We start from the raw sequence: 19,981 nt of genomic DNA on the forward strand, positions 1-19,981 counted from the left end.
GTGAAGGACGAGATGCGGCCTGACGCCTGCTGTGACGCTTCGAAGCTTTGACTCGGGAACTTGAAAACCTGGGGAAACCTGGGGAAGGCGTGATGCATGTACCGAGGGCCAGATGCGTCGGGGTGAGGCGTTGCACGCCTCACCGCGTGAATCTGCTGCATCGTTCGATACAAGATTCACGTTTTGACTGCCTGAGGCTGTCCCAGCTCATGCGACAGGACGGCGAAGCGGGACCAGGAAACGGTCCGAAATCATAGTCTCTACCACGGCTGTTACCAGCACTTGCTCCGCCGATAAGCTTTGACCAGCTCCGGCTGCAGGTTGGCTTGCAGGACATTCTTCGAATACTCGCGGCCACGAGCCGCGTGCAGCCCACTCGCGGACGAGGGCAGGGCTCAGCCTGCTGCCCTCGTCGTCGAGGCCGCAATAGGGAAGGCGCCACGGCGGCACTTGCGTAGGTGCCGCCGCCGCGCCTTCCTAAGGATGAGCAGTTACCTAAACTGGTGCTTCCACCTGGGTCCGGTCGGTTTGGGGTGCGCTGAAGGGTTCGCCATCGGCAGCAGCAGCGTTCTCTTTGGCAGCGGGTGCCCAGATATCGCCGAGGGTGTAACCGTTCGGGAAGGGATCCTCGGGATCAAGGACCCAGTTGCTGAATCCGGTGATCCAGGCCTGGCCGCTAATTTTCGGAACCACGCCAATGCGACCCGCAATTTCGACTTCTTCGACCAGTTCCCCGGTGTAGACGGTGCCCAGGACGCCTTCGTGCCGGAACGGCTGGTTGAGGGGAAGCTCGCCCTTGGCGTGCAGGGAGGCCATTTTTGCGCAGGTGCCTGTTCCGCAGGGGCAGCGGTCCACGCCGCCGGTCCATGTTGCCGGGTTGTTGAAGTCCACCGGTCCGCTGGCCACGGTGACGGCGTTCCTGCGGTCGGCGTTCGGGTTGTCCGTCACGCCCGAGAGCTGGGAGATGGTAATCCCGATGCCGGGGTAGTCCGGGTGCTCTACGGGCAGTTGGTCCTGCGCGGCGCGAAGGATCAGGGAGGAGATGCGGGTGATGTCGCGGCCGCGGTCCGGGACCAGTTCCAGGGACGGGAACTGTGCTGCGTCGGCGATGACGTAGAACATGCCGCCCCAGGCTACGTCGACCGTCACTTTGCCCAGTTCCGGCACGTCGATCTCAGCGTCCAGGTAGACCGCGAAGGAGGGCACGTTCTGGAAGGTCACTTCCTTCACCTTGCCGTTTTCGCACCGCGCCTTGATATCGATGAGGCCGGCGGGGGCCTCGAGCTTGAACTCAGTGTACGGTTCCTGCATGGGGATCATGCCGGTTTCCAACAGGACGGTGGCCACGGCGATGGTATTCCCGCCGCTCATAACCGGGTATTCCACCTGTTCCATGATGATGAAGCCGGCAGCCGCCTCGGGGTGCTTGGGCGGAACGATCAGGTTGCAGCACAGCGGGGGATAGCCGCGCGGCTCACGGAGCATGAGCATCCGGATCTGGTCATCGTTCTGCTCGAGCCACTTCATCTGCTCATAGACGGTGTTGCCGGGGATGTGCGGTACTCCGCCCGTGATCACGCGCATTGGTTCCCCGGAGTGGGTCTCCACGGCCTGGATCATCCGTTTAAAGGACATTTTGAAAACCTTCCTGTCTGTGTCGTGGCCATGCGCTGCGTCATGAGGCCGCGCCGGTATGTGTTTGTAGGTCTGTTGTCAGGAGGCGGCTGCGGCTTCGCGCAGGCGGCGGAGAACGGCCGGGTCCACCTTGACGTGGTCTGGAAGTTCGGTGAGTTCCAGTGCGGGGAGCCGCACCTGGTGTTCGTCCTGCAAGGTTCCGAACTGTTTGGCGAGGCGTTCGATTGAACCGGTGAAGTTGCCTGGATCGATGCCCAGCACGAACACTCCGATATCCGGGGATTCAGTTCCGCTGTCGAAGGGGGCAGCGTCCACGGAGAAGGATGCTCCGGATAGGGTTGCCAATATTTCGATGAGCAGGGCAACGTTGCCGCCGCGGTGGCTGCCGAAGGGCAACAACGTTCCCTGGACGGCTTCATTGGGGTCCGTTGTTGGCTTGCCTTCGTTGTTAAGTGCCCAGCCTTCCGGGATCGGGTCACCGGCCTCGGCTGCGCGCCGGATGTTGACGAAGGCCGTGGAAGACGAAGCCTGGTCAATGACAAGAGGCAAGTTGCCGGGGCGGGGGATTCCATAAGCCAGAGGGTTTGTTCCCAGAACGCGCTTAGGGGATCCACCAATGGACATCAGGGCTGGGCTGTTCGCGGAGGCAACAGCGACGAAGCCCCGTTGCGCCAGCCGGCGTGGATAGTATCCGAGCTCTCCGCATGTGTAGGACCGGCGGATCCAGAGCGCCGCTACACCGGCCTGGCTGATCGCGTCCGTAAATTCCTGGAAAGCAGCTTCGTAGGCTGCCTGGGCGAGTCCGTTGCCGGCGTCGACATCGATGACGGCAGGTGCCGGGCGACCGACACGCGGCTGGGCATCGGCTGCGATGCGGCCCTTCCGGTAGCCGTCGAGGTAGTCGAAAAGATGGGCCACGCCTACCGCGCGGTTGCCCACTTGTTCCGCCTCGACGGTTGCTTCGGCCAGGATCCTGGCGTTCTCCTGTCCCGCACCTGATGTCAGCAGCGCCCGGTCGCACAGGGCAAGGAGTTCTTCACGTTCTATGGTGCTCATTGGTCTTACGTTCCTCTCATGGGAGCTCCCCGTCTAGGGTGCCGCTCCGGTCCGGGCGCCTCCCGACCACATTCACAGGTGCATTGAAAGCCGGCATTGGTGGAAGATGTGGTCACCCTCACAAGCACTGTAATTTGTGATCACATTAGAGGTCAAGAAATTTCTTCCGGATAAGTCTTCATTGCGGCCGCGGACAGGATCCAGATGACTCCGATCGACGCCACCGCCACCGCGCCTCCTAGTCCAGTGACCGACGCGGCGAGGCCAGCGCCTGCCGCGGAGGCGCTCGTCCTGAGTCCGGCTCCTACGGTGAAGATCTGGGATCGGAGGTGAGGCTGGCTGAGGCGGCTGCGCAACGTCAGCATTGCCGCGGCGCTGGCTGCCGTGCAAGCACCGGAAGCGCCGATGGCAAGGACAGTCCAGGCTATGCCGAAGTTGAGTGCGGCAGTCACAGTGAACAGGCCGGTGATGAAAAACCCGACCATCATGACCCTATGTGGTGACCGCCGGCTTGGCCGGATGGTCTCGATTAGTGCGCCGAGCAGGCTGCCGATGGCAAATGCGGTCACGATGAAAGCCCCCTCGCCTGCCGTGCCTGTCCTTTCGATCGAAAGGGCGACAGCGGCAATCGCCAGACCGCCCTGGCCGAGTTGGGTGAGAGTGGATGAAACAGTAACGACAGCCAGCGGGCGGTGGCGGAAGATCCAGTGCAGTCCGGCCTTGACCGCGTGCCAAGCCGGCACTTCGGTTGCCGGATGCGGCTTGAGGCCAATCCCGCCGACGATAAGCGCCCCAGCTACTGCCGCGGTGGACAAGACTCCCACTGCCGCCGCCGCCGGAAGAAAGGTTGCCATCACTGCGACGAGAGCCGGCCCCGCGACCGCGGAAAAATTGTACGAGAGGGAATCATAGGCAAAGGCCCTGCGCACGTCCGGAATGGATCCGGATACGAAACTGGACAGGCCGCCCATGTAAAAGGGGGACACGGCTCCAGCAAGCGCCAGTGATACCAGGATCAGCGGCAGCGGAACCTGCCCCAAAAATGCTGTGACCGCAAGTGCTGCTGCGGTCATCAGGCCGGCTGCGGCAACCAGAATCCCGGGACGCCGCGCCCTGTCCAGCGCAGCACCCGCTGCCGGAGCGGACAAGACGCTTGGTCCCAGTGAGGCGGCCACCAGGGCTCCACCAATGCCCACATTGTCGAGTTGCTGGACGGCAAGAATAGGAAGGGCCACCGCCGAACCGGCTGACGCCGTCCTGGGCAAAATCGAGGCGGCGAGATATCCCATTGCGCTCATACCGTTGCAATACCGCCTTTCAGTGGGGTAGGGCCGCACCCGAAAAAGGCGCGCCCCAGGGGCAGACGCGGACTCTCAGTGGTGGGATGCTAGGGATAATTTACATGAGCGTTACACCCGAACATTGACCATGCTGTGATCACAGATTACATTTGAAGGTGATCGGAGCCACATGAGAGAAGCTGCAAGCTGAAGGCCCGCGAAACTTCGCAAGCCCGGACCCCTCCGGGCGAACCTCCCTCAAGGATGAAGGGGGCCCATGACACCATCCCAAAGCACAAGGAGCCACCGGTGCCTTCCCTGACAAATGCAAGACCTGCAACAGACGACGCCCCAACCGCGGCCTTTAAACGCCGTTTCCTGACCAAGCTGACCGCCGTTCTGGTGGGGGGTATGTTCCTCGACGGCTACATTCTCGGAATCATCGGCACGGTGATCGGCGTCATCACCATCGAGCTGAGCTTCACCCCATTGTGGGAGGGCTTGATTGTGGCGTCTTCGCTGCTGGGCATCCTGGTCGGGTCGCCGGTTGGCGGGTGGCTCGGCGATAAATTCGGGCGCAAGCCGCTGTTCATGATCGACATGGGGATTTTCGTCCTCGCTTCGGTCCTTCAGTTCTTCGTCCAGGAACCGTGGCAACTGTTCCTGGTCCGCTTGCTGATGGGCGTTGCGGTTGGTGTCGAGTATTCCGTGGGTTGGCCGCTGATGTCTGAATTTTCTCCGGCACGGCTCCGCGGGCGGCTGATGGGGTTGACCCTGATCGCCTTCTATGTCGGCTTCATGTTTGCTTTCATCGTTGGGTATCTGCTCACCACAACCACTTCGATGGACTGGCGGATTATCCTCGGCTCCAGCACCATTCCGGCGGTCATCCTTTTCTTCGCCCGCTTTGGCCTGCCGGAATCTCCACGGTGGCTGTGGAGCAAGGGCCGCCGTGACGAAGCCCGGGCCGTGGCACACAAGTACATGGAGAACGGGGGCGACCTGGACGACGTGGAGCATGAGCACGACCGGCCTCAGGGCAGGTTCAGCATGCTGTTCTCCCGCCAGTATTGGCGTGCCACCCTGTTCTGCTCCATGTTCTGGCTCTGTGCAGTGACCCCCTATTTCGCCATCGCTACGTTTGCTGAAAGTGTCCTGGAAGGCTATGGGCTTAGCCAGGGGCTGGCCGGCGGCGTGGGGCTGTCGGCTGTGGCCACCGCCGGGGTTGTCCTTACTGTGGTCCTGATCGACCGGCTGGGACGCCGTGCTCTGACCGTCCCGCCGCAGTGGCTGTGTTTCGTGCTTCTGCTGGTCATCGGCTTGTGGGCCGGCGCACCGGGGTGGGTGGTATTGGCCTGCTTCCTTGCGTTCTCCTTCTTCAACGCCGGGTACAACACGCTCACCGGCGTCTACCCGGGTGAAGTCTTCCCCACCGAAATCCGCGGCATTGGAACCGGTTTTGCCACCGCCGTCAGCCGTGTGGGAGCCGGTGCCGGCACCTTTTTGTTGCCTTGGTCGATGGAGGCTTACGGTGCGCAGGTCACCATGCTGATGGCCGCCGGCCTCACCCTCGTCGGTGCCGCCCTCTCGCAGTGGCTGGCGCCAGAGACCAAGGGCAAGAGCCTGACGGAAACGGCGGCAGGATACTCGCACTGACGGTCCAGTTGAAGCGAAGGAACGGGCGCCGCAGCTGCGGCGCCCGTTCCTTTGGCTTAAACCGGTTGTTCAAGGGGCTGTGGCGTTTATTGGGCCTCGAGCCGCTTCTCCAGTCGCCTGCGTGCACTTGCTAGGGACTGCTTGGTAAGTTTGGCCGCGGTTTTCGCGTCGCGGGCCCGTGCCGCCGCCAGGATGGCTGGCTGGGGTGTCCAGAGACTGGCATCCTGGTGCTCAATGGCTTCGGTGGCACCGATAACCTTGTAGGGGCGGCACTGCAGCCACAACTGTTCAATGTTTTCCACGAGAACAGGATTCCCGCTGGCAGAGTAAAGGGTCCGAAGCAGGTCCTCGTCGTCATCCAGCGCATCCCACACCCTGCCGTCCGCAACGGCTTTCTGCATCCGGACGCAGGCAGCATCCATACGTGCGACGTCAGCGACCGTGACATTGACAGCTCCCCGGGCTGCTGCTTCGATCTCGAGGATAGCGCGGACCTCATAGATATGGATCAGTTCGCCCACGGTAAACTCCCGGACCACCGCGCCCCGGTGGGCGGCCAGGCGGGTGGCGAGGCCTGTCTCTTCGAGCCGTCGGATGGCCTCTCGCACCGGCATCACACTTGTGCCAACCATCGCTGCGACGTCCCGTACCCGCAGCGGGGACCCGCCGGCCAGTTCGCCCGTCAGGATCGCGGTGCGGAGTGCTTCGTAGACCTGGTCTGCGACGAGCGTGGGAGTGATGGAGAAAGCCGAAGCGGCTGCCGGGGCCGTCTCCAGCGTGGTCTTTAGCGTTTCCGGTTGTTGAGCAGCTTCAACTTTTTTTCCTGGCATGGAAACGATCCTATGGGTTGCGCACTCGGTTTGCCCTAATGCGCCGGGGCAGGATTTCGGGTGCAGGCAATTCCCGGATACGCAAGAGGAGTTGTCCCGGCTCCGTCATTGACGATCCGGGGCAACTCCTACTTGCTGCGCAACTATTGGCTAAGCCGGTACTGCCACCTGCCCAAGCTCTGCAGCGGCCCGGCAGGTGTGTTCAATGAATCCATCCCTGGCATCTTCTGGTGCCCGTTCGAGGGGGACCATGGTCGTGACCACGCCGGCCAGGTTCTTGTCTGCGGTTAAGACGGGGGCGCTGACGCCCCAGATTCCCGGTGCCAGGGCGCCGGAACTGGTGGCATAGCCGCGTTCCCTGATGGCTGCAAGGTCGGCGCGGATGGCGGCCTCTTCTTCCCGGAGAAGGAAATGGCTCGCGAGGATCGCCTCTGCCTCCTCTTGCGGAAGGGAGGCGAGGATGGCACGCGCGCTGGCGCCGTGCAGGAGTGGGCGCGACCGTCCGGCGGCGTAGCTGCAGCTGAGAATGTGCTCGCTTTCAACCGATTCCACGCAGAGGGCTTCATCGCCACTCTGCACCAGGAATGCGGCGAGCTCCCCGGTTTCCCTGGAAAGTTGTTCCAGCCGCTGGGCCACTGCACCTTGGGCGAGGGCTTCCTTGCGGTAGTTGTCAGCCAGCCGGACTACCTCCGGTCCCGCTGAGTAGCGTCCCATGATCTGGCTTTCGACAAGGAACCCGGACTGCAGCAGGGTCTGCAGATGCCGATGGACCGTTGATGCCGGCAGCCGGAGAAGGCCGCAGATTTGGGAGCTGCTGAGGCTACGGTGGCGGGCGAACAGGAGCAGGATCGACATCGCGGTCCCTCGTTCGTCCCGCTTCTTTTGCGGTTTTGCTGCTGTTGCAGGCCCGGATGCCGTCCGGGACAAATTTCGCTTCTTCATCGGAAAACTTCCATCGTGTCAGGCCGGGGAGGGCAACAGCCGCCGCCTGGGAGGTCCAGGCGGCGGCTGTTGGGTGCCGTTCGGTACGTTGCGAGGAGTCCGACGGCGGTTGGAAGGCCAAGTGCGCGGGTGCGCACCCGGCCGGTCAATGAAAACCGGGTTACCGGCGTCTTATTACTGCGCCATGTAGGGCTGACGCCATTCGGTGGAGGGGGAGAAGTTCTCGTGGATGAACCGGCCGCTCAACCACCGCTGCAGGGCCAGACGGGAGCCCGTCTTGTCGTTGGTGCCCGAGGCCCGGCCGCCGCCGAAGGAGACCTGCCCCATGAGGGCGCCGGTGGGCTTGTCGTTGATGTAGGTCATGCCCGAGGAGTTGCGCAGCTTATCCAATGCGTGCGAGACGGCGCGTCGGTCGTTGGCAAAGATCGACTGGGTAAGCGCGTACTTGCTCGTCTGGTCAACCAGGTCAAGCACGGTATCCCATTCGCTGTCCTCGTAGACGTAGACGGTCAGGATGGGACCGAAAAATTCCTCGCTCATGGTGAAGGCGTGGGGATCGGTCGTCTCGAAGATCGTGGGCTCGACGAACCAGCCCTCTTCACCATGGACGTTACCGCCGGCCAGGAGGGTATGGCTGGGGAGGGCCTTGGCCTGCCCGATGGCCTCTTCGAGCTTGCGGAAAGAGACTTCATCGATGACGGCGCCGGTGAAGGTCTCGTGCTCGGCGGGATCGCCCAGGCGGAGCGATTTGGTGGTTTCGACCAGTTCGTCCTTGATCTGTGTCCAGATGCTGCGCGGGATGTAGGAGCGTGAGGACGCAGAGCACTTCTGACCGGCGTATTCGAAGGAACTCCGGATCAGGGCGGCGCGCAGGGCATCCGGATCGGCGGACGGGTGGGCCACCACAGCGTTCTTGCCGCCGGTTTCGCCGACCAGGCGGGGGAAGGAGCGGTAGTTCTCGATGTTATCCCCGGCCTTCTTCCAGAGGCTGCGGAAGACCTCGGTGGAGCCGGTGAAGTTCAGGCCTGCGAAGTCCGGATGGCTCATCGCCTGGTCCGAAATGGCGCGGCCCGAGCCGTGCACCAGGTTGATAACACCTGGCGGAAGCCCGGCTTCCTCGAACATCCGCATCAGAACGTCGTTGCTCAGTGCCGACTTTTCGGAGCACTTCCACACCACTGTGTTGCCCATCAGGGCCGGGGTGGTGGGCAGGTTGCTGCCGATGGCGGTGAAGTTGAAGGGTGTGATGGCCAGGACGAAGCCTTCGAGCCCGCGCTGGTCCAGCGAGTTGCCTTCACCCTGCAGGGAGGCAGGCTGGTCGGCATAGATCTGCTGGGCCAGGTGAGCGTTGTAGCGGAAGAAATCAGCTACCTCGCTGGCGGCGTCGATCTCGGCCTGATGGAAGGTCTTGGACTGGCCAAGGATGGTGGTTGCAACCAGTTCATCACGGTACTTTCCAGCGGCGAGCTCGCCCGCGCGCAGGAAGATGGCAGCCCGTTCCCACCAAGGTGTCCGGGACCAGTCGTGCTGAGCAGCCAGGGCGGCGTCGATCGCTGACTGCACAACTGCTTCATCGGCGGTGGGGATGCGGGCCAGCACCTGGGCGTGGCGGTGGGGGGCGGTGACGTCGCGCAGTTCGCCGGTCATTGACCGTACGCCGTTGATGACGTGCGGAAGGTCGCGCACCGTGGCGGTGACTTCGGCGATCTTTTTCTTGACGGAGGCTGCTTCCGGGGAGCCGGGGCGGAACTCGCGGGACGGTTCGTTGAAGGGCGTGGGGACCCTGAAGTTGCCAGTGAGGCTGACGGTCTGGGGTGACATTGTCCTGTTGTCTCCTGTTGTTTGTTGCCGGGCCCGAGGCCCGCCGGGGGTGGTTATTGGGTTTCCAGCCGAAGTTCCAGCCTGCGCAGGGCGCTGGCCAGTGAGTCTGCGGTGATGGTGGTTGCGGCGGCGGTGTCGCCGTCTGTAAGGGCCTGGACCAGTGCGGGCTGCGGGGTCCAGAGAGTGTTGTCATTCTTTGCCAGTGCCTCCGTCGCACCGATGACCTTGTAGGGCCGGCACTGGAGCCATAGCTGTTCAATGGTGCTGATCAGGACGGGGTTTCCCGAAGCCCGGTATAGGGTTCCGATAACTTCCTCGTCCAGGTCAAGGGCGTCGACGATTCGTCCGTCCGCCACCGCCTCCTGCATTTTGCTGCAGGCGGTCGCCATGTCCTGGAGGTCCCGTGCGGTGATTTTGGGGGCTCCCTGGGTGGCAGCCTGGACCTCAAGAATCGTCCTGACGTCGTAGATGTGGATTAGTTCCGTCACCGTGAAGGTCCGGACCATTGCACCCTTGTGGGGGATGCGGGTTGCCAGGCCGGCTTCCTCCAGCCGGCGGATGGCCTCGCGGACCGGCATGACGCTCGTGCCTACCATGGCGGCCAGTCCCCGGACGCGCAGTGGTGATCCCGATTGCAGGGAGCCGGTCAGAATCGCTTTTTCCAGGACCTCGTAGACCTGGTCGGCCACGAGAGTTGGCGTCACGGGGCTGGCGACCTGTTGGCTCATGCTGTATGCCTTTCGGGAAACTGCAATGGTTGGTGATATTTGATCACACTTTGGGCTAACCCGGAAGCTGACTCATCCGCCAATGAGGGAGCGGAGGAAGAGCAGGAGGTTTGCCGGCTTCTCCGCCATGCGCCGCATGAGGTAGGGATACCACTGCGTTCCGTAGGGAAGGTAAACACGGACGCGGTAACCGTCGCGCACCAGTTCATCCTGAAGCTTCCTGCGGACGCCGTAAAGCATCTGGAACTCAAAATCCCGCTTTCCCAGCCCAAGCTGCGCCGCGGTTTCCTTGATGACATCGATGCAAGTGTCATCGTGGGTTCCAAACGCCGGGTCCGGCAGGTGCTGCAGCGCCCAGCGCGACAGGTACTTGTACTGCTCCGTCACCTCGCCGACATCCGTGAGGGCCGCCGAGGAGGATTCGTCGAAGGCACCCTTGACCAGCCGGATACGGGGCTTGATGTCCGTAAAGGACAGCAGGTCTCCGGGGGTCTGGCGCATGTTCGCCTGGATAGCGACGCGGGTTTGGGGGTGGTCCGGCAGGATGCTCTTGAAGATGGCCAGGGTCTCCCTGCCCACGGAGCTGTGTTCCATGTCCACCTCCACCGTTGCCCCGTGCTTATCGGCGGCATCGAGGAGGGTTTTCAGGTTATTGGCACACTCCTGGGGGTCAATCATGATTCCGAGCTGGGACAGCTTGACCGACACGGTGGAGCCGGGAGCATGTTCCTGAATCTTTTCGATGGCCCCCTGGTACTCCTGGGTGGCGGCCTTCGACTGAGCCAGGTGGTGGACGGATTCGCCCAGCAGGTCAAGGCTCACATCGATGCCGGCCGCATTGAGAGCCTTGGTGGCGGTCCAGGCTTCATCGAGCCCGCGGCCTGCTACATACCGGTCCACGATGGGGCGGGTCAGCCGGTTGCGCGTGGCAATGGCTTCAAGCTTCTTGTTCTCTGCAACATGCAGGAGCAGTCTGTTCGGCATTGTGTACTTCCTAAAAGTCGCCGCGGGCTAACCGCGGTTCCCGGCCGTCCCCTGGATTAGGTCCGGCGATCTTTTTACCCAACCCCCTTGCGAGTGTTGTGTACACCACACTATATTGTGATCACAAATCACACAAGCGGAGAGGAAGAAATTTCTTCCTTCCATCGAAAGGATCGCCCCATGAGCACGATGACCACGACCATCGCCCCTGCCGACGAGGATGATGTGTGCGCCGACGGCTGCTTCTACTGCACCGGGCCTGAGACGGACTAGCCGTTCGGCTGGATTCTGCGCGGTCGGAATGAATTTACGACCGTGTTACACCAACCCATTGACCTGATATGTGATCACACATTACAGTGGCCTTGTGACGTCAGCCACAAACGCTCCGGCTCCTCCAAGGGCCGATGCAACGTTCTGAGGGAGTATCCCTCAGCTTGTTCAGGCGCCGGGCTTCAGCCCGGCCCTTGCAGATCATCCACCCTTGCGCGGACCCATTTCAGGTTTTATGAGTCCGCTACCTGAAGGAAAACGAAAATGGGCCTAAGTTTTGGCACGAAAGCTCCCGCGACCGCCCTTTCGGGTGAGGTCGTAGTATCTGGGCTTGGTAAGAGTTACGGCGCGAGCCGTGTGTTGTCGGACGTGAATCTGGCGATGAACGAAGGCGAGGTCGTCTCGATCATCGGCCCGTCGGGGGCGGGCAAGAGCACGTTCCTTCGATGCCTCAACTACCTTGAGACCCCCACAGAGGGCACCATCGAAATCGGTGGGGCCCGCGTTGTGGCCGGCGGCAAGCTCCCGGACAAGGCCAGCCTTGACCACCTGCGGCGCGTCACCGGCATGGTCTTCCAGAGCTTCAACCTTTTCCCGCACCTGACCGTGATGGAGAACATCACGTTGCCGCAGCGCAAAGTCCTGGGTGCGAGCAAGGAGCAGGCGCAGGAAGTTGCTGAAAAGTTGTTGAAGCGGGTCGGGCTGCCTGACAAGGCAAAGGCCTATCCCGCCCGCCTCTCGGGAGGGCAGCAGCAGCGCATCGCCATCGCCCGTGCGCTGGCTCTTTCGCCGAAAGTCATGCTCTTCGACGAACCCACGTCTGCTTTGGATCCCGAGATTGGTCTGGAGGTCCTCGCGGTCATGCGCGATCTCGCCGACGAGGGCATGACCATGCTCGTGGTCACCCACGAAATGCACTTCGCACGGGACGTTTCGGACCGCATCATGGTGATGGGCAACGGCGGCGTCCTGGAAATCGGCCCGAGCGAACAGGTCATGTCGGACCCCCAGAACGAACGCACCCGCCAGTTCCTCAAAGCAGTCCTGGACAGGTGAGCATCCGATGATTGCAGAACTCCTGCCCGCTATAGCCCGGGGCGTCGGCCTCACGCTCTACGTCACCGGCGCCTCTCTCCTCTTCGGAGGCATCATCGGCCTGGTGCTCGTCGGGGCTGCCCGCTCGCCCTTCGCGATCGTCCGCGGCGCCGCCACCTTGTACATCAACGTGATTCGGGTCATTCCGCCCATCACGTGGCTGTTCCTGATCTACTTCGGCCTGCCCCAGTACTCGCTTCGCCTGACCACGATCCAGGCCGCGATCATCGGGTTCTCCATCATCGCCTCGGCATTCATGGCCGAAATCTACCGCTCCGGGCTGCTCAGCATCCCCGAGGGCCAGCGCGAAGCCGCCCACGCCCTCGGCCTGAGCACGTTCACCACCGTCGGGCACATCATCACCCCGCAGGCCTTCCGGGTCGCCTTGCCTGCGATCGCCACGTACGGCATCGGCCTGCTGAAGGACTCTGCTCTGGCCTCCACCATCGGCGTCCGTGAGATCACCTACTACGCCCAGCAGGCTGCGAAGCAAACGCACGAGGGCCTGCTCTCGTTCGTGGTTGCCGGTGCCCTGTACATCGTGATCAGCCTCATCGTCGCCGTCGTCGCCAGACGGATCGACCTGACGCTGCGCAAAAAGATCGGAGTGGCGTGATGGATGTATTCACCCAATGGCTCGGATGGATGCCAAACCTGGTCCCGGGCCTGATGATCAGCCTCCAGCTCACAGGACTGGCACTGTTCTTCGGCTTCCCGCTCGGCCTGCTGTTCGCCGTGATGGCAGCCTCGAAACTCGTCCCCCTGCAGTGGATCTCATTCTTCTTCGTTGAGATCGGCCGCGGCCTGCCGGCACTGGTGCTGCTCTACCTGCTGTATTTCAGCCTCCCCGACGCCGGGATCACCCTGACATCGATGACCACTGCGATCATTGCCCTGTCCTGGAACACCGGAGCCTACGCCTCCGAATACTTCCGCGCCGGGATCGCCGCCGTCCCCCTGGGCCAGAAAGAAGCAGCCCTGACCTCCGGGCTTCGCGGCTGGACGGGGTTCCGGCTCATCATCCTGCCCCAGGCCCTTCGGATCTCCACCCCGCCCCTGGCAGGCCTCGCCGTCCTCGTCTTCCAGGGCAGCGCACTGGCATTCGTGATCGCCGTCCCCGAACTGATGTCCAAAGCCTTCGAGATCGGCTCCATCACCTTCGAATACCTCAGCGTCTACACCCTCACCGCAGTGATCTACGGAACCCTCACTCTCATCTTCCTCGGCGCCGTTCGTGTGCTTGAACAGCGCCTCGGCCGCCACCTGCAACGCAACTGAACCTACGCTTCACTCCACCCACCCGGGCTGCCCGTCCCACTAACTCTGTGGCGGCCGGCCCTACCATCACAGCAAAGGAATAATCATGACCAGGAATTCCCGCATCCTGATGCGCACGCTTTCAGCCGGCACCGCCGCCGGCCTGCTTGCCATCTCCCTTACCGCCTGCGGCGGCACCGACAACGCCGGCACCGCCGCCGACTGTACCCCGGCACACGAGGGCCTCCAGACCGTCACCGAGGGTGAGCTCACAGTGGCCAGCTACGACTACTACCCCGCCACGAAAGTGGAGGGCGATAACGTCACCGGCCTGGAGGGCGACCTGATCAACGAGATCGCCAAGATGGAATGCCTCAAGCTCACGGTCAGCACCTCCGGCGGCGCCGGAGCTGTCATCCCGAACGTACAGTCCAAGCGCGTCGACATCGGATCGGGCAGCTGGCTGCGCACCAAGGAACGGTCAAAGATCGTCTACATGAGCACGCCGCTGTGGAACGATCCCCAGGCAATCATCTCCACCAAGGGCATCAAGAGCGACGAGCTGGAAGGCAAAGTGGTCGGTTCGGTGGCCGGCAACCTTTACAACAACAGCCTGCAGAAGTGGCTGGGCGACAACTTCAAGATATACCAGGACGACGAGTCCATCTACGGCGACCTTAAGGCAGGGCGCATCGATGCCATTGTTGCCTCAGCCGCGTCCGCCAAGGGCCGGTTCGAGGATGCCCCCATTGAAGGCGCCCAGGTAATTGACGTGACTCCGAACCCGAACGTTCCCGAGTTCGCCGCGGTCGGCCAGGTCATGCTGCCCTCCAGCCTCGACAATGAGGCGCTTGGCAAGGCCTTGGATGAAGACATCGAGAAGCTCCGTGAAGACGGAACCATCAAGAAGATCCTCGAGAAGTACGGACTGGATCCCGCCGTCGGCGAGCCGGGCGCACCGAGCATGCTTTGACCCGCGGCCGGACAGAATAAAATAAAATGAAGGGGCGGCTGGATTTGATCCAGCCGCCCCTTCGTTTTTACCTGCCTGTTAGCCGGTTTTCCCGGGCCGCAGCACCCGGTAGCCGTGGTCCTTGTCGTAGCCGTGAATCTCCCGGGTATCCAGCGCCGCCATGAAATCCAGAACGTTGGCCGAGATAAGCTGCCCGGGAACGAGGACAGGAAATCCTGGCGGGTATGGCGTAACGAATGCTGCCGAGACCACTTCCTGTCCTTCCTTTATCCGTTGCCGTACGCCGTGGTCCGTGAGGTACTCGCAGGCGTCAGGCTTGTAGGTCTCGAAGTAGGCGGTCCTGATACAGCCGTCCGGCAGCACGTCGTCGGTCCGGAACCGGGTGGCGAAGCTGCTGAAGTCCGGCAACGGCGGTGCCCCCTTGGTGAGCCGGGAGACCATCAGGCTGTGTGCCATTTTCGCCCGCGGGCTCCGGGTTTCCGCCGCAGATTCGAAGGCCTCGGCCAGCTTGACCAGCACCTCGATCAGGTATGCCACGGAACTTCTCGAAGTGCCGATGTTGGTCATGAACAGGACGCTGTTTCGAGAGGTCTTATTAACCTGGATCCCATGGCCATCCATCAGGTAGTGATGCCTGAAGGTGTCGCCATCTACTCCGGTGGCGCCGATATACATTGTCAGGCGGCTGGGGTCCACAACGAACTCGTCGTTGTGCCAGGACGCGTCCATTGCCGCCAACCCGTCCATAAGCGGCATCGGCGACACGGTTGAACGGAACTCCTGGGGAATCAGGTCAGAGGTGTTCAGGATGCGGAAGTACTTCCGCAGCAAGGGATGCTGGTCGATTGCACTGGCCACACTGGTGGCCAGATCCGCCTGCTTCTGCACCAGTTCGCACCCTTCCAGCTCGGCCTGCCGCCGCCCGACATCCAGCGACGCGAGGATTTGGTAGTTGGGGGAGGTGGAGGTGTGCGTCATGTACGCCTCCCGGAACGCCTCCTCGCTGAGCCCTGCAAAGTCCTGGTCGTAGACGTGAATCATCGAACCTTGGCGCAGCGACGTGAGGGTCTTGTGGGTGGACTGTGTGGCATAGACCCGAAGCCTGGCCTTTTGGGGGTCGGGGACCAACCGGGTCCTGAGCCAGACGTCATCATCCTTCGGGTTGCCGGTTTCGGCTTCAAAGAGTGCCACGGCCTGCGCCGCGAACTTCTCCTGGGCCGCCGAACTGCGGAAGCGTTCTTCCAGCGCCTGAGTGGCCGCCATGGCCGTGCGGCGCCGGTAGATCGGGTGAAATCCGGCAAAGGCAAACCAGGCCTCATCCCACAGGAAGATAAGGTCCGGCTTGATGGCCAGACATTCTTCCATCACGCGCTCGACGTCGTAGACGATCCCGTCGAAGGTGCAGTTGGTCAACGCCAACATCTTGACCTCATGAAGCCGCCCGGCCGCGCGGTAGTCCAGCAGCATCTTTTTGATGGATGAAAGGGGGACGCCCCCGTACAAGGAGAACTCGTTCATCGGGTACGCCTCAAGGTAGGCCACTTTGGCCCCCGCCAACAGCAGAGCATAATGATGGGACTTGTGGCAGTTCCGGTCAACCAGGACCACATCGCCGGGAGCCAGCATGGCCTGATGGACGATTTTGTTGGCGGTGGACGTGCCGTTGGTGACGAAAAACGTTTGTCGTGCACCAAACGCCCGAGCCGCCAGGCGCTGGGCCTCCCGGATGGAGCCGTGCGGATCCAGGAGCGAGTCCAGCCCCCCGGAGGTGGCAGAGGTTTCAGCGAGCAGCAGATTCAGTCCGTAAAACTCCTCCATGTCCTTGATCCACTTGGAGTTGGAGACCGAACCGCCCCGGGACACCGGTAAAGCGTGAAAAACCCCTCCCGGCCGTCGGCTGTGGTTCTGGATCGCGGTGAAGAAGGGAGTCTCATACCGTTCACCTATGCCGCGGAGGATGGACAGGTGAAGTTCCAGGCTGTCCGCCCGGAGAAAAATTCTGCTGAAACGACTGGTGAGGGAGCCGCCCAGCTTTTCGATGGACACCCCTGCCACCAAATACAAGTCAAGGCTTGGGCGCAACTCGGCTGCCTTCTCGGCAAGCCGAAGAATCCGCTGAATAGGCCTCGCAGGGTCGAGCACCCGCCCATTTTGGAGGTCCCGTGTGGCGCTGGCAGCAAGGAAATCGCGGATGTCCTGCTCCAGCGGACGGCGCGAGCGGGTTTTGAAACCCGGCCGGATGACACAGGCCTGGATGTCCGTATTGAGCAACAGGGCGGCCACGGCGTCCTCGTAGCTGGGGACGATGTTGATCTCGTACACGAAAGGATCCTGAGGGCGGCGCTGCCGCAGCATCTCATGGACGAATGCTGCTCCGTCAGCCGCCGTGCAGTCGTCCACCAGCAGGACTTCGAACCGGGGTCTGCCGTTTGATCCGGCTTCCCCTTCGGAAAGCGCTACTCCCGCCGCCGGCGCGGGCAGGCGACGGCGGTGCTTGATCCGTTCCACTGCCTCGCTTAGGCCTGCGACATCGCCGGCAATGGCGAAGGCCCTAAGTTCATCGACGGCGGCGAGCCCGGGATGTGCCCAGTGGCCCTCCACCAGTGCCAAACGGTCAAGGACATCGATGATGTCCCTGGTAAGCCGCAGGTTCGTCTCTGCAGAAAGGTCACTACCAATCTTCTCCGCAGTATGGGTGAGGTACTCCCAGAGGTCCTCGCGCGTTCGCCACACATTGGAGGTGGCAGCGTCACTGGCGCCATCCACGGCGTAAAGGTCTGATGCGGCCGGATTCACGTGTTTGTCCTTTTCTTCGAAGAACTCCTGTGCCGCTGTCGTCTTTGACAGCGGTGTCTCCGTCGACCGTGCGGCGCTCGGAGTCCGTGATTTTTCTGTCGTGCAGGGGAGTTGTTGGTAGCCTTCCGGCCACAGGAAAGCACCCGCGCCGTCAAACGGCGCGGGTGCAGGATATATGTCGTTAGGCCATGAGCCCGTGGAGGGCGTCCGTCAAGGTTTGGGCGCCTGTTTCGGCGTCCTCGTCCTCCACGTGTTCTTCGGGGGAGTGGGATACCCCGCTGGGGTTGCGGACGAAGACCATGGCGGTGGGGACGTGGGCTGCCAGCACTCCGGCGTCGTGCCCTGCCCCGGTGTCCAGGACGGGCGCGTCCGGCAGTGCGAGCTGGAGGTCCTTCTGGAGTGCGGGGTCGAAGTGGACGGTGGGGCTGAGCGATTCTTCGCGGAGTTCCACGCGGCAGCCTTCCTCGGCGGCGATGACCCGGGCCTGGAGGTGGATGCTTTCCACCAGGGCGGCGGTGACGGCGTCGTTGGGGTGGCGGACGTCCAGCCAGAAGTCCACGCGGGAGGCGATGACGTTGGTTCCGCCGGGGACTGGCTGGAGCCTGCCGACGGTGGCACGGGCGTGAGACTGTTTCCGGGCAATGTCCCGCACGGCGACGACCATCCGGGAGGCTGCGACCATGGGGTCGTGCCGGTCGGCCATGAGGGTGGTGCCGGCGTGGTTGCCCTGGCCGTGGACGCTCAGGCGCCAGCGTCCGTGACCGAGGATGGACGAGCCGATGGCCACAGGCTGGTCCAGGTCGATCAGTCCGCGGCCCTGTTCGACGTGCAGTTCCACGAAGGCGCCGATCTGGCCCAGGAGTTGTTCGTCCTTGCCGACGTGGCGGGGGTCCAGCCCGTTGGCGCGTGCGACGTCGGCGAAGGTTGAGCCGTCGGGGTCGCGCAGGTTCCGGGCTTTGTCCGGGTCGATGGCGCCGGTCATGAGCCGGGAGCCGAGGCAGGCGACGCCGAAGCGGGAGCCTTCCTCCTCCGGGAACACGACGAGGGCGAGCGGGCGCGGCGGGGTGGCCATCCGGGCTTTGAGGATGTCGACGGCGACCAGGGCGGAAGCGACGCCGAGCGGGCCGTCGAAGGGCCCGCCGCCGGGGACGGAGTCGAGGTGGCTGCCGGTGACCAGGCTGTTGCTGCGGTCCCCGCCGGGGATGTCCCACCAGGCCCAGATGGCGCCGTTGCGGTCGGTTTCCACGGACAGGCCGCGTTTTTCGGCCTGCTCGACGAACCAGGCGCGCAGGTCCAGTTCCGCGGTGGAGTACACCGGGCGGGTGTACCCGCCTCGGAGCGAGTCAGTCCCCACCTGTGCGATTTCAGACATCAGCCCCGTAACAGTGGCAGCCGGGGCCGGACGGGTGGTGTTAGTGCTGGTCATCAGTGGGCCGCCGCTGCACCGTGGGCCTGGGCTGCGAGCCGGAACTGATCGGGGACGGGTCCTGCCCCTGTGGCGAGGTCTGCCGCAAGTTGCCCGATCAGCGGGGCGAATTTGGCGCCGTGGCCGGAGCAGGGGGAGAGGATGGTGATGCCGTCCGCCCTGTCCAGGATGAAGTCTTCCGTGGGGGTGTTGGTGAACAGGCAGGTGGTTTCGGCGTAGGGTTCGGGCACCAGCCCGGGGAGGTATTGCGCGACGTAGTCGATGACCCGCCGGCGGTTGTCGGCACTGATCCTGCCGTCCTGGTCGGCGGCGGAGGGCAGGATTTTGCCGCCATTGTATTCGGCGACCTTTTGACCGCGGAAGCCGGCGTCGCGGCCGCCGGGAAGTCCGTAGGCCTGCCAGCCCTCGCGCTTGTGGATGAACGTGGGCCACGTTGAGGGGTCTGTACCGTCCACATAGGGGAAGTGGTAGGCCTGTTCCTGGCGGACGTCGATGGGCGGCATGCCAGCCAGGAAGGATGACGGCAGCGCCAGCGACCCGAGCAGCTGGGGCAGCCAGCCGCCGGCGGCGACAATGACGTTCGCGGCGCGCAGGGTCCGGCCGTCCTCGGAGGTCAGGACGTAGGCGCCGGCTGAGCCGGTGATGGAGGCGACGGCCCAGTTGGTGTGCAGCGCCGCGCCATTAGTGACTGCCTGGTCCACCATGGCGGCGACGGACTCGTGGGCGTCGATCACGCCGGCGTCCGGGTGCCACAGCACGGGGGTGTCGAAGGCGATCTGCGGCCAGCGGCGGCCTGCTTCGGCGGGGGTGAGGAGTTCGTGGTCGATGCCGCGGGCGTCCAGCACTGCCGCCAGGCGCTCGGGCTGGCGGATGGCGCCGTAGTCCACGGCCCCGGTGGGGGTGATGAGCTGCTTGCCGCTGAGGCGTGCCAGCTCGTCCCAGCCGGCCTTGGCCTCCTGGACCAGGCGGGTGTAGAACTCCTCGGGGTAGGCGTAGCGGAAGATCCGGGCGGAGCCGTGGGAACTTCCGGCGTCGTTGGCGGGGGTGGTGCGTTCCAGCAGGGCAACGCCGTGGCCGCGGGCGGCGAGGTGCCAGGCGGTGGCTGCTCCGGACAGCCCGGCGCCGACGACGGCGTACTCGATCGAATCCATGATCGCTCCTTGTGCTTCTTGGTGGTGAGTGACTTTCTTGTATCCAGTTACGCACCCACAAACGCCCTAGGTCCAATA

16 protein-coding genes are annotated in these 19,981 nt (G+C 63.3%); 5 read left to right on the top strand and 11 right to left on the bottom strand.

Annotated elements, in window-relative coordinates; translation table 11 throughout:
* Positions 1 to 495: 495 nt before the first annotated feature.
* The 3 genes from ACFWIX_RS08340 to ACFWIX_RS08350 form a co-directional block, all read right to left on the bottom strand.
* Positions 496 to 1,635: a proline racemase family protein gene (locus ACFWIX_RS08340; protein WP_377215655.1), complete on the bottom strand. Its 1,140-nt coding sequence runs from the start codon at positions 1,633 to 1,635 to the stop codon at positions 496 to 498.
* A gap of 78 nt (positions 1,636 to 1,713) precedes the next feature.
* A complete protein-coding gene (locus ACFWIX_RS08345) occupies positions 1,714 to 2,691 on the bottom strand; it encodes an Ldh family oxidoreductase (protein ID WP_377215656.1) in 978 nt (325 codons plus the stop codon).
* 152 nt (positions 2,692 to 2,843) lie between these two features.
* Positions 2,844 to 3,989: a hypothetical protein gene (locus ACFWIX_RS08350; protein WP_377215657.1), complete on the bottom strand. Its 1,146-nt coding sequence runs from the start codon at positions 3,987 to 3,989 to the stop codon at positions 2,844 to 2,846.
* A 291-nt stretch (positions 3,990 to 4,280) separates the two neighbouring features.
* On the opposite strand from ACFWIX_RS08350, the gene ACFWIX_RS08355 reads away from it, so the two are divergent.
* Positions 4,281 to 5,627: an MFS transporter gene (locus tag ACFWIX_RS08355; protein ID WP_377215658.1), complete on the top strand. Its 1,347-nt coding sequence runs from the start codon at positions 4,281 to 4,283 to the stop codon at positions 5,625 to 5,627.
* Between the two features lie 86 nt (positions 5,628 to 5,713).
* Here the strand turns inward: ACFWIX_RS08355 and ACFWIX_RS08360 are convergent, their stop codons facing one another.
* From ACFWIX_RS08360 to ACFWIX_RS08380, 5 genes are all read right to left on the bottom strand, one after another.
* Positions 5,714 to 6,457 (bottom strand): GntR family transcriptional regulator, encoded by a 744-nt coding sequence (locus ACFWIX_RS08360; protein WP_377215659.1) that lies wholly within the window; start codon positions 6,455 to 6,457, stop codon positions 5,714 to 5,716.
* 150 nt (positions 6,458 to 6,607) lie between these two features.
* A complete protein-coding gene (locus tag ACFWIX_RS08365) occupies positions 6,608 to 7,312 on the bottom strand; it encodes an IclR family transcriptional regulator (protein ID WP_377215660.1) in 705 nt (234 codons plus the stop codon).
* 261 nt (positions 7,313 to 7,573) lie between these two features.
* Positions 7,574 to 9,220: an L-glutamate gamma-semialdehyde dehydrogenase gene (gene pruA, locus ACFWIX_RS08370; RefSeq protein WP_377215661.1), complete on the bottom strand. Its 1,647-nt coding sequence runs from the start codon at positions 9,218 to 9,220 to the stop codon at positions 7,574 to 7,576.
* A gap of 53 nt (positions 9,221 to 9,273) precedes the next feature.
* Positions 9,274 to 9,948, bottom strand: a complete 675-nt coding sequence (locus ACFWIX_RS08375; protein WP_377215662.1) for a GntR family transcriptional regulator — start codon at positions 9,946 to 9,948, stop codon at positions 9,274 to 9,276.
* A gap of 72 nt (positions 9,949 to 10,020) precedes the next feature.
* A complete protein-coding gene (locus tag ACFWIX_RS08380; protein WP_377215663.1) occupies positions 10,021 to 10,932 on the bottom strand; it encodes a proline dehydrogenase family protein in 912 nt (303 codons plus the stop codon).
* Between the two features lie 537 nt (positions 10,933 to 11,469).
* Here ACFWIX_RS08380 and ACFWIX_RS08385 point away from each other — a divergent pair.
* From ACFWIX_RS08385 to ACFWIX_RS08400, 4 genes are all read left to right on the top strand, one after another.
* Positions 11,470 to 12,261 (top strand): amino acid ABC transporter ATP-binding protein, encoded by a 792-nt coding sequence (locus ACFWIX_RS08385; RefSeq protein WP_377215664.1) that lies wholly within the window; start codon positions 11,470 to 11,472, stop codon positions 12,259 to 12,261.
* A gap of 7 nt (positions 12,262 to 12,268) precedes the next feature.
* Complete coding sequence (locus ACFWIX_RS08390) at positions 12,269 to 12,916, top strand: amino acid ABC transporter permease (protein ID WP_377215665.1); 648 nt, start codon at positions 12,269 to 12,271, stop codon at positions 12,914 to 12,916.
* 29 nt (positions 12,917 to 12,945) lie between these two features.
* Positions 12,946 to 13,578 carry an amino acid ABC transporter permease gene (locus ACFWIX_RS08395; RefSeq protein ID WP_377215666.1) on the top strand — a complete coding sequence of 211 codons (633 nt, stop codon included), beginning with the start codon at positions 12,946 to 12,948 and terminating at the stop codon, positions 13,576 to 13,578.
* An 85-nt stretch (positions 13,579 to 13,663) separates the two neighbouring features.
* Complete coding sequence (locus tag ACFWIX_RS08400) at positions 13,664 to 14,530, top strand: substrate-binding periplasmic protein (RefSeq protein ID WP_377215667.1); 867 nt, start codon at positions 13,664 to 13,666, stop codon at positions 14,528 to 14,530.
* Between the two features lie 78 nt (positions 14,531 to 14,608).
* Here the strand turns inward: ACFWIX_RS08400 and ACFWIX_RS08405 are convergent, their stop codons facing one another.
* The 3 genes from ACFWIX_RS08405 to ACFWIX_RS08415 all read right to left on the bottom strand — a co-directional run bounded on the left by ACFWIX_RS08405 (position 14,609) and on the right by ACFWIX_RS08415 (position 19,903).
* Positions 14,609 to 17,326: an aminotransferase class I/II-fold pyridoxal phosphate-dependent enzyme gene (locus tag ACFWIX_RS08405; protein ID WP_377215668.1), complete on the bottom strand. Its 2,718-nt coding sequence runs from the start codon at positions 17,324 to 17,326 to the stop codon at positions 14,609 to 14,611.
* Positions 17,327 to 17,507: 181 nt separating this feature from the next.
* Positions 17,508 to 18,752 carry an allantoate amidohydrolase gene (locus tag ACFWIX_RS08410; protein WP_377215669.1) on the bottom strand — a complete coding sequence of 415 codons (1,245 nt, stop codon included), beginning with the start codon at positions 18,750 to 18,752 and terminating at the stop codon, positions 17,508 to 17,510.
* The gene (locus ACFWIX_RS08415) at positions 18,752 to 19,903 is read right to left on the bottom strand and encodes an FAD-dependent oxidoreductase (RefSeq protein WP_377215670.1); all 1,152 of its coding nucleotides are present in this window, start codon (positions 19,901 to 19,903) and stop codon (positions 18,752 to 18,754) included. Before ACFWIX_RS08415 ends, ACFWIX_RS08410 begins: the two co-directional genes overlap by 1 nt.
* Between the last annotated feature and the right edge of the window lie 78 nt (positions 19,904 to 19,981).

The sequence above is a fragment of the Pseudarthrobacter sp. NPDC058362 genome (genome assembly GCF_042723515.1).
Classification (GTDB): domain Bacteria; phylum Actinomycetota; class Actinomycetes; order Actinomycetales; family Micrococcaceae; genus Arthrobacter.

Bases quoted from the DNA above. Each gene is read 5' to 3' on its own strand.
- ACFWIX_RS08350 (WP_377215657.1), bottom strand. From the start codon at position 3,989: ATGAGCGCAATGGGATATCTCGCCGCCTCGATTTTGCCCAGGACGGCG.
- ACFWIX_RS08360 (WP_377215659.1), bottom strand. From the start codon at position 6,457: ATGCCAGGAAAAAAAGTTGAAGCTGCTCAACAACCGGAAACGCTAAAG.
- ACFWIX_RS08345 (WP_377215656.1), bottom strand. From the start codon at position 2,691: ATGAGCACCATAGAACGTGAAGAACTCCTTGCCCTGTGCGACCGGGCG.
- ACFWIX_RS08390 (WP_377215665.1), top strand. From the start codon at position 12,269: ATGATTGCAGAACTCCTGCCCGCTATAGCCCGGGGCGTCGGCCTCACG.
- ACFWIX_RS08410 (WP_377215669.1), bottom strand. From the start codon at position 18,752: ATGACCAGCACTAACACCACCCGTCCGGCCCCGGCTGCCACTGTTACG.
- ACFWIX_RS08375 (WP_377215662.1), bottom strand. From the start codon at position 9,948: ATGAGCCAACAGGTCGCCAGCCCCGTGACGCCAACTCTCGTGGCCGAC.
- ACFWIX_RS08415 (WP_377215670.1), bottom strand. From the start codon at position 19,903: ATGGATTCGATCGAGTACGCCGTCGTCGGCGCCGGGCTGTCCGGAGCA.
- ACFWIX_RS08340 (WP_377215655.1), bottom strand. From the start codon at position 1,635: ATGTCCTTTAAACGGATGATCCAGGCCGTGGAGACCCACTCCGGGGAA.
- ACFWIX_RS08365 (WP_377215660.1), bottom strand. From the start codon at position 7,312: ATGTCGATCCTGCTCCTGTTCGCCCGCCACCGTAGCCTCAGCAGCTCC.
- ACFWIX_RS08395 (WP_377215666.1), top strand. From the start codon at position 12,946: ATGCCAAACCTGGTCCCGGGCCTGATGATCAGCCTCCAGCTCACAGGA.
- ACFWIX_RS08400 (WP_377215667.1), top strand. From the start codon at position 13,664: ATGACCAGGAATTCCCGCATCCTGATGCGCACGCTTTCAGCCGGCACC.
- ACFWIX_RS08380 (WP_377215663.1), bottom strand. From the start codon at position 10,932: ATGCCGAACAGACTGCTCCTGCATGTTGCAGAGAACAAGAAGCTTGAA.
- pruA (WP_377215661.1), bottom strand. From the start codon at position 9,220: ATGTCACCCCAGACCGTCAGCCTCACTGGCAACTTCAGGGTCCCCACG.
- ACFWIX_RS08385 (WP_377215664.1), top strand. From the start codon at position 11,470: ATGGGCCTAAGTTTTGGCACGAAAGCTCCCGCGACCGCCCTTTCGGGT.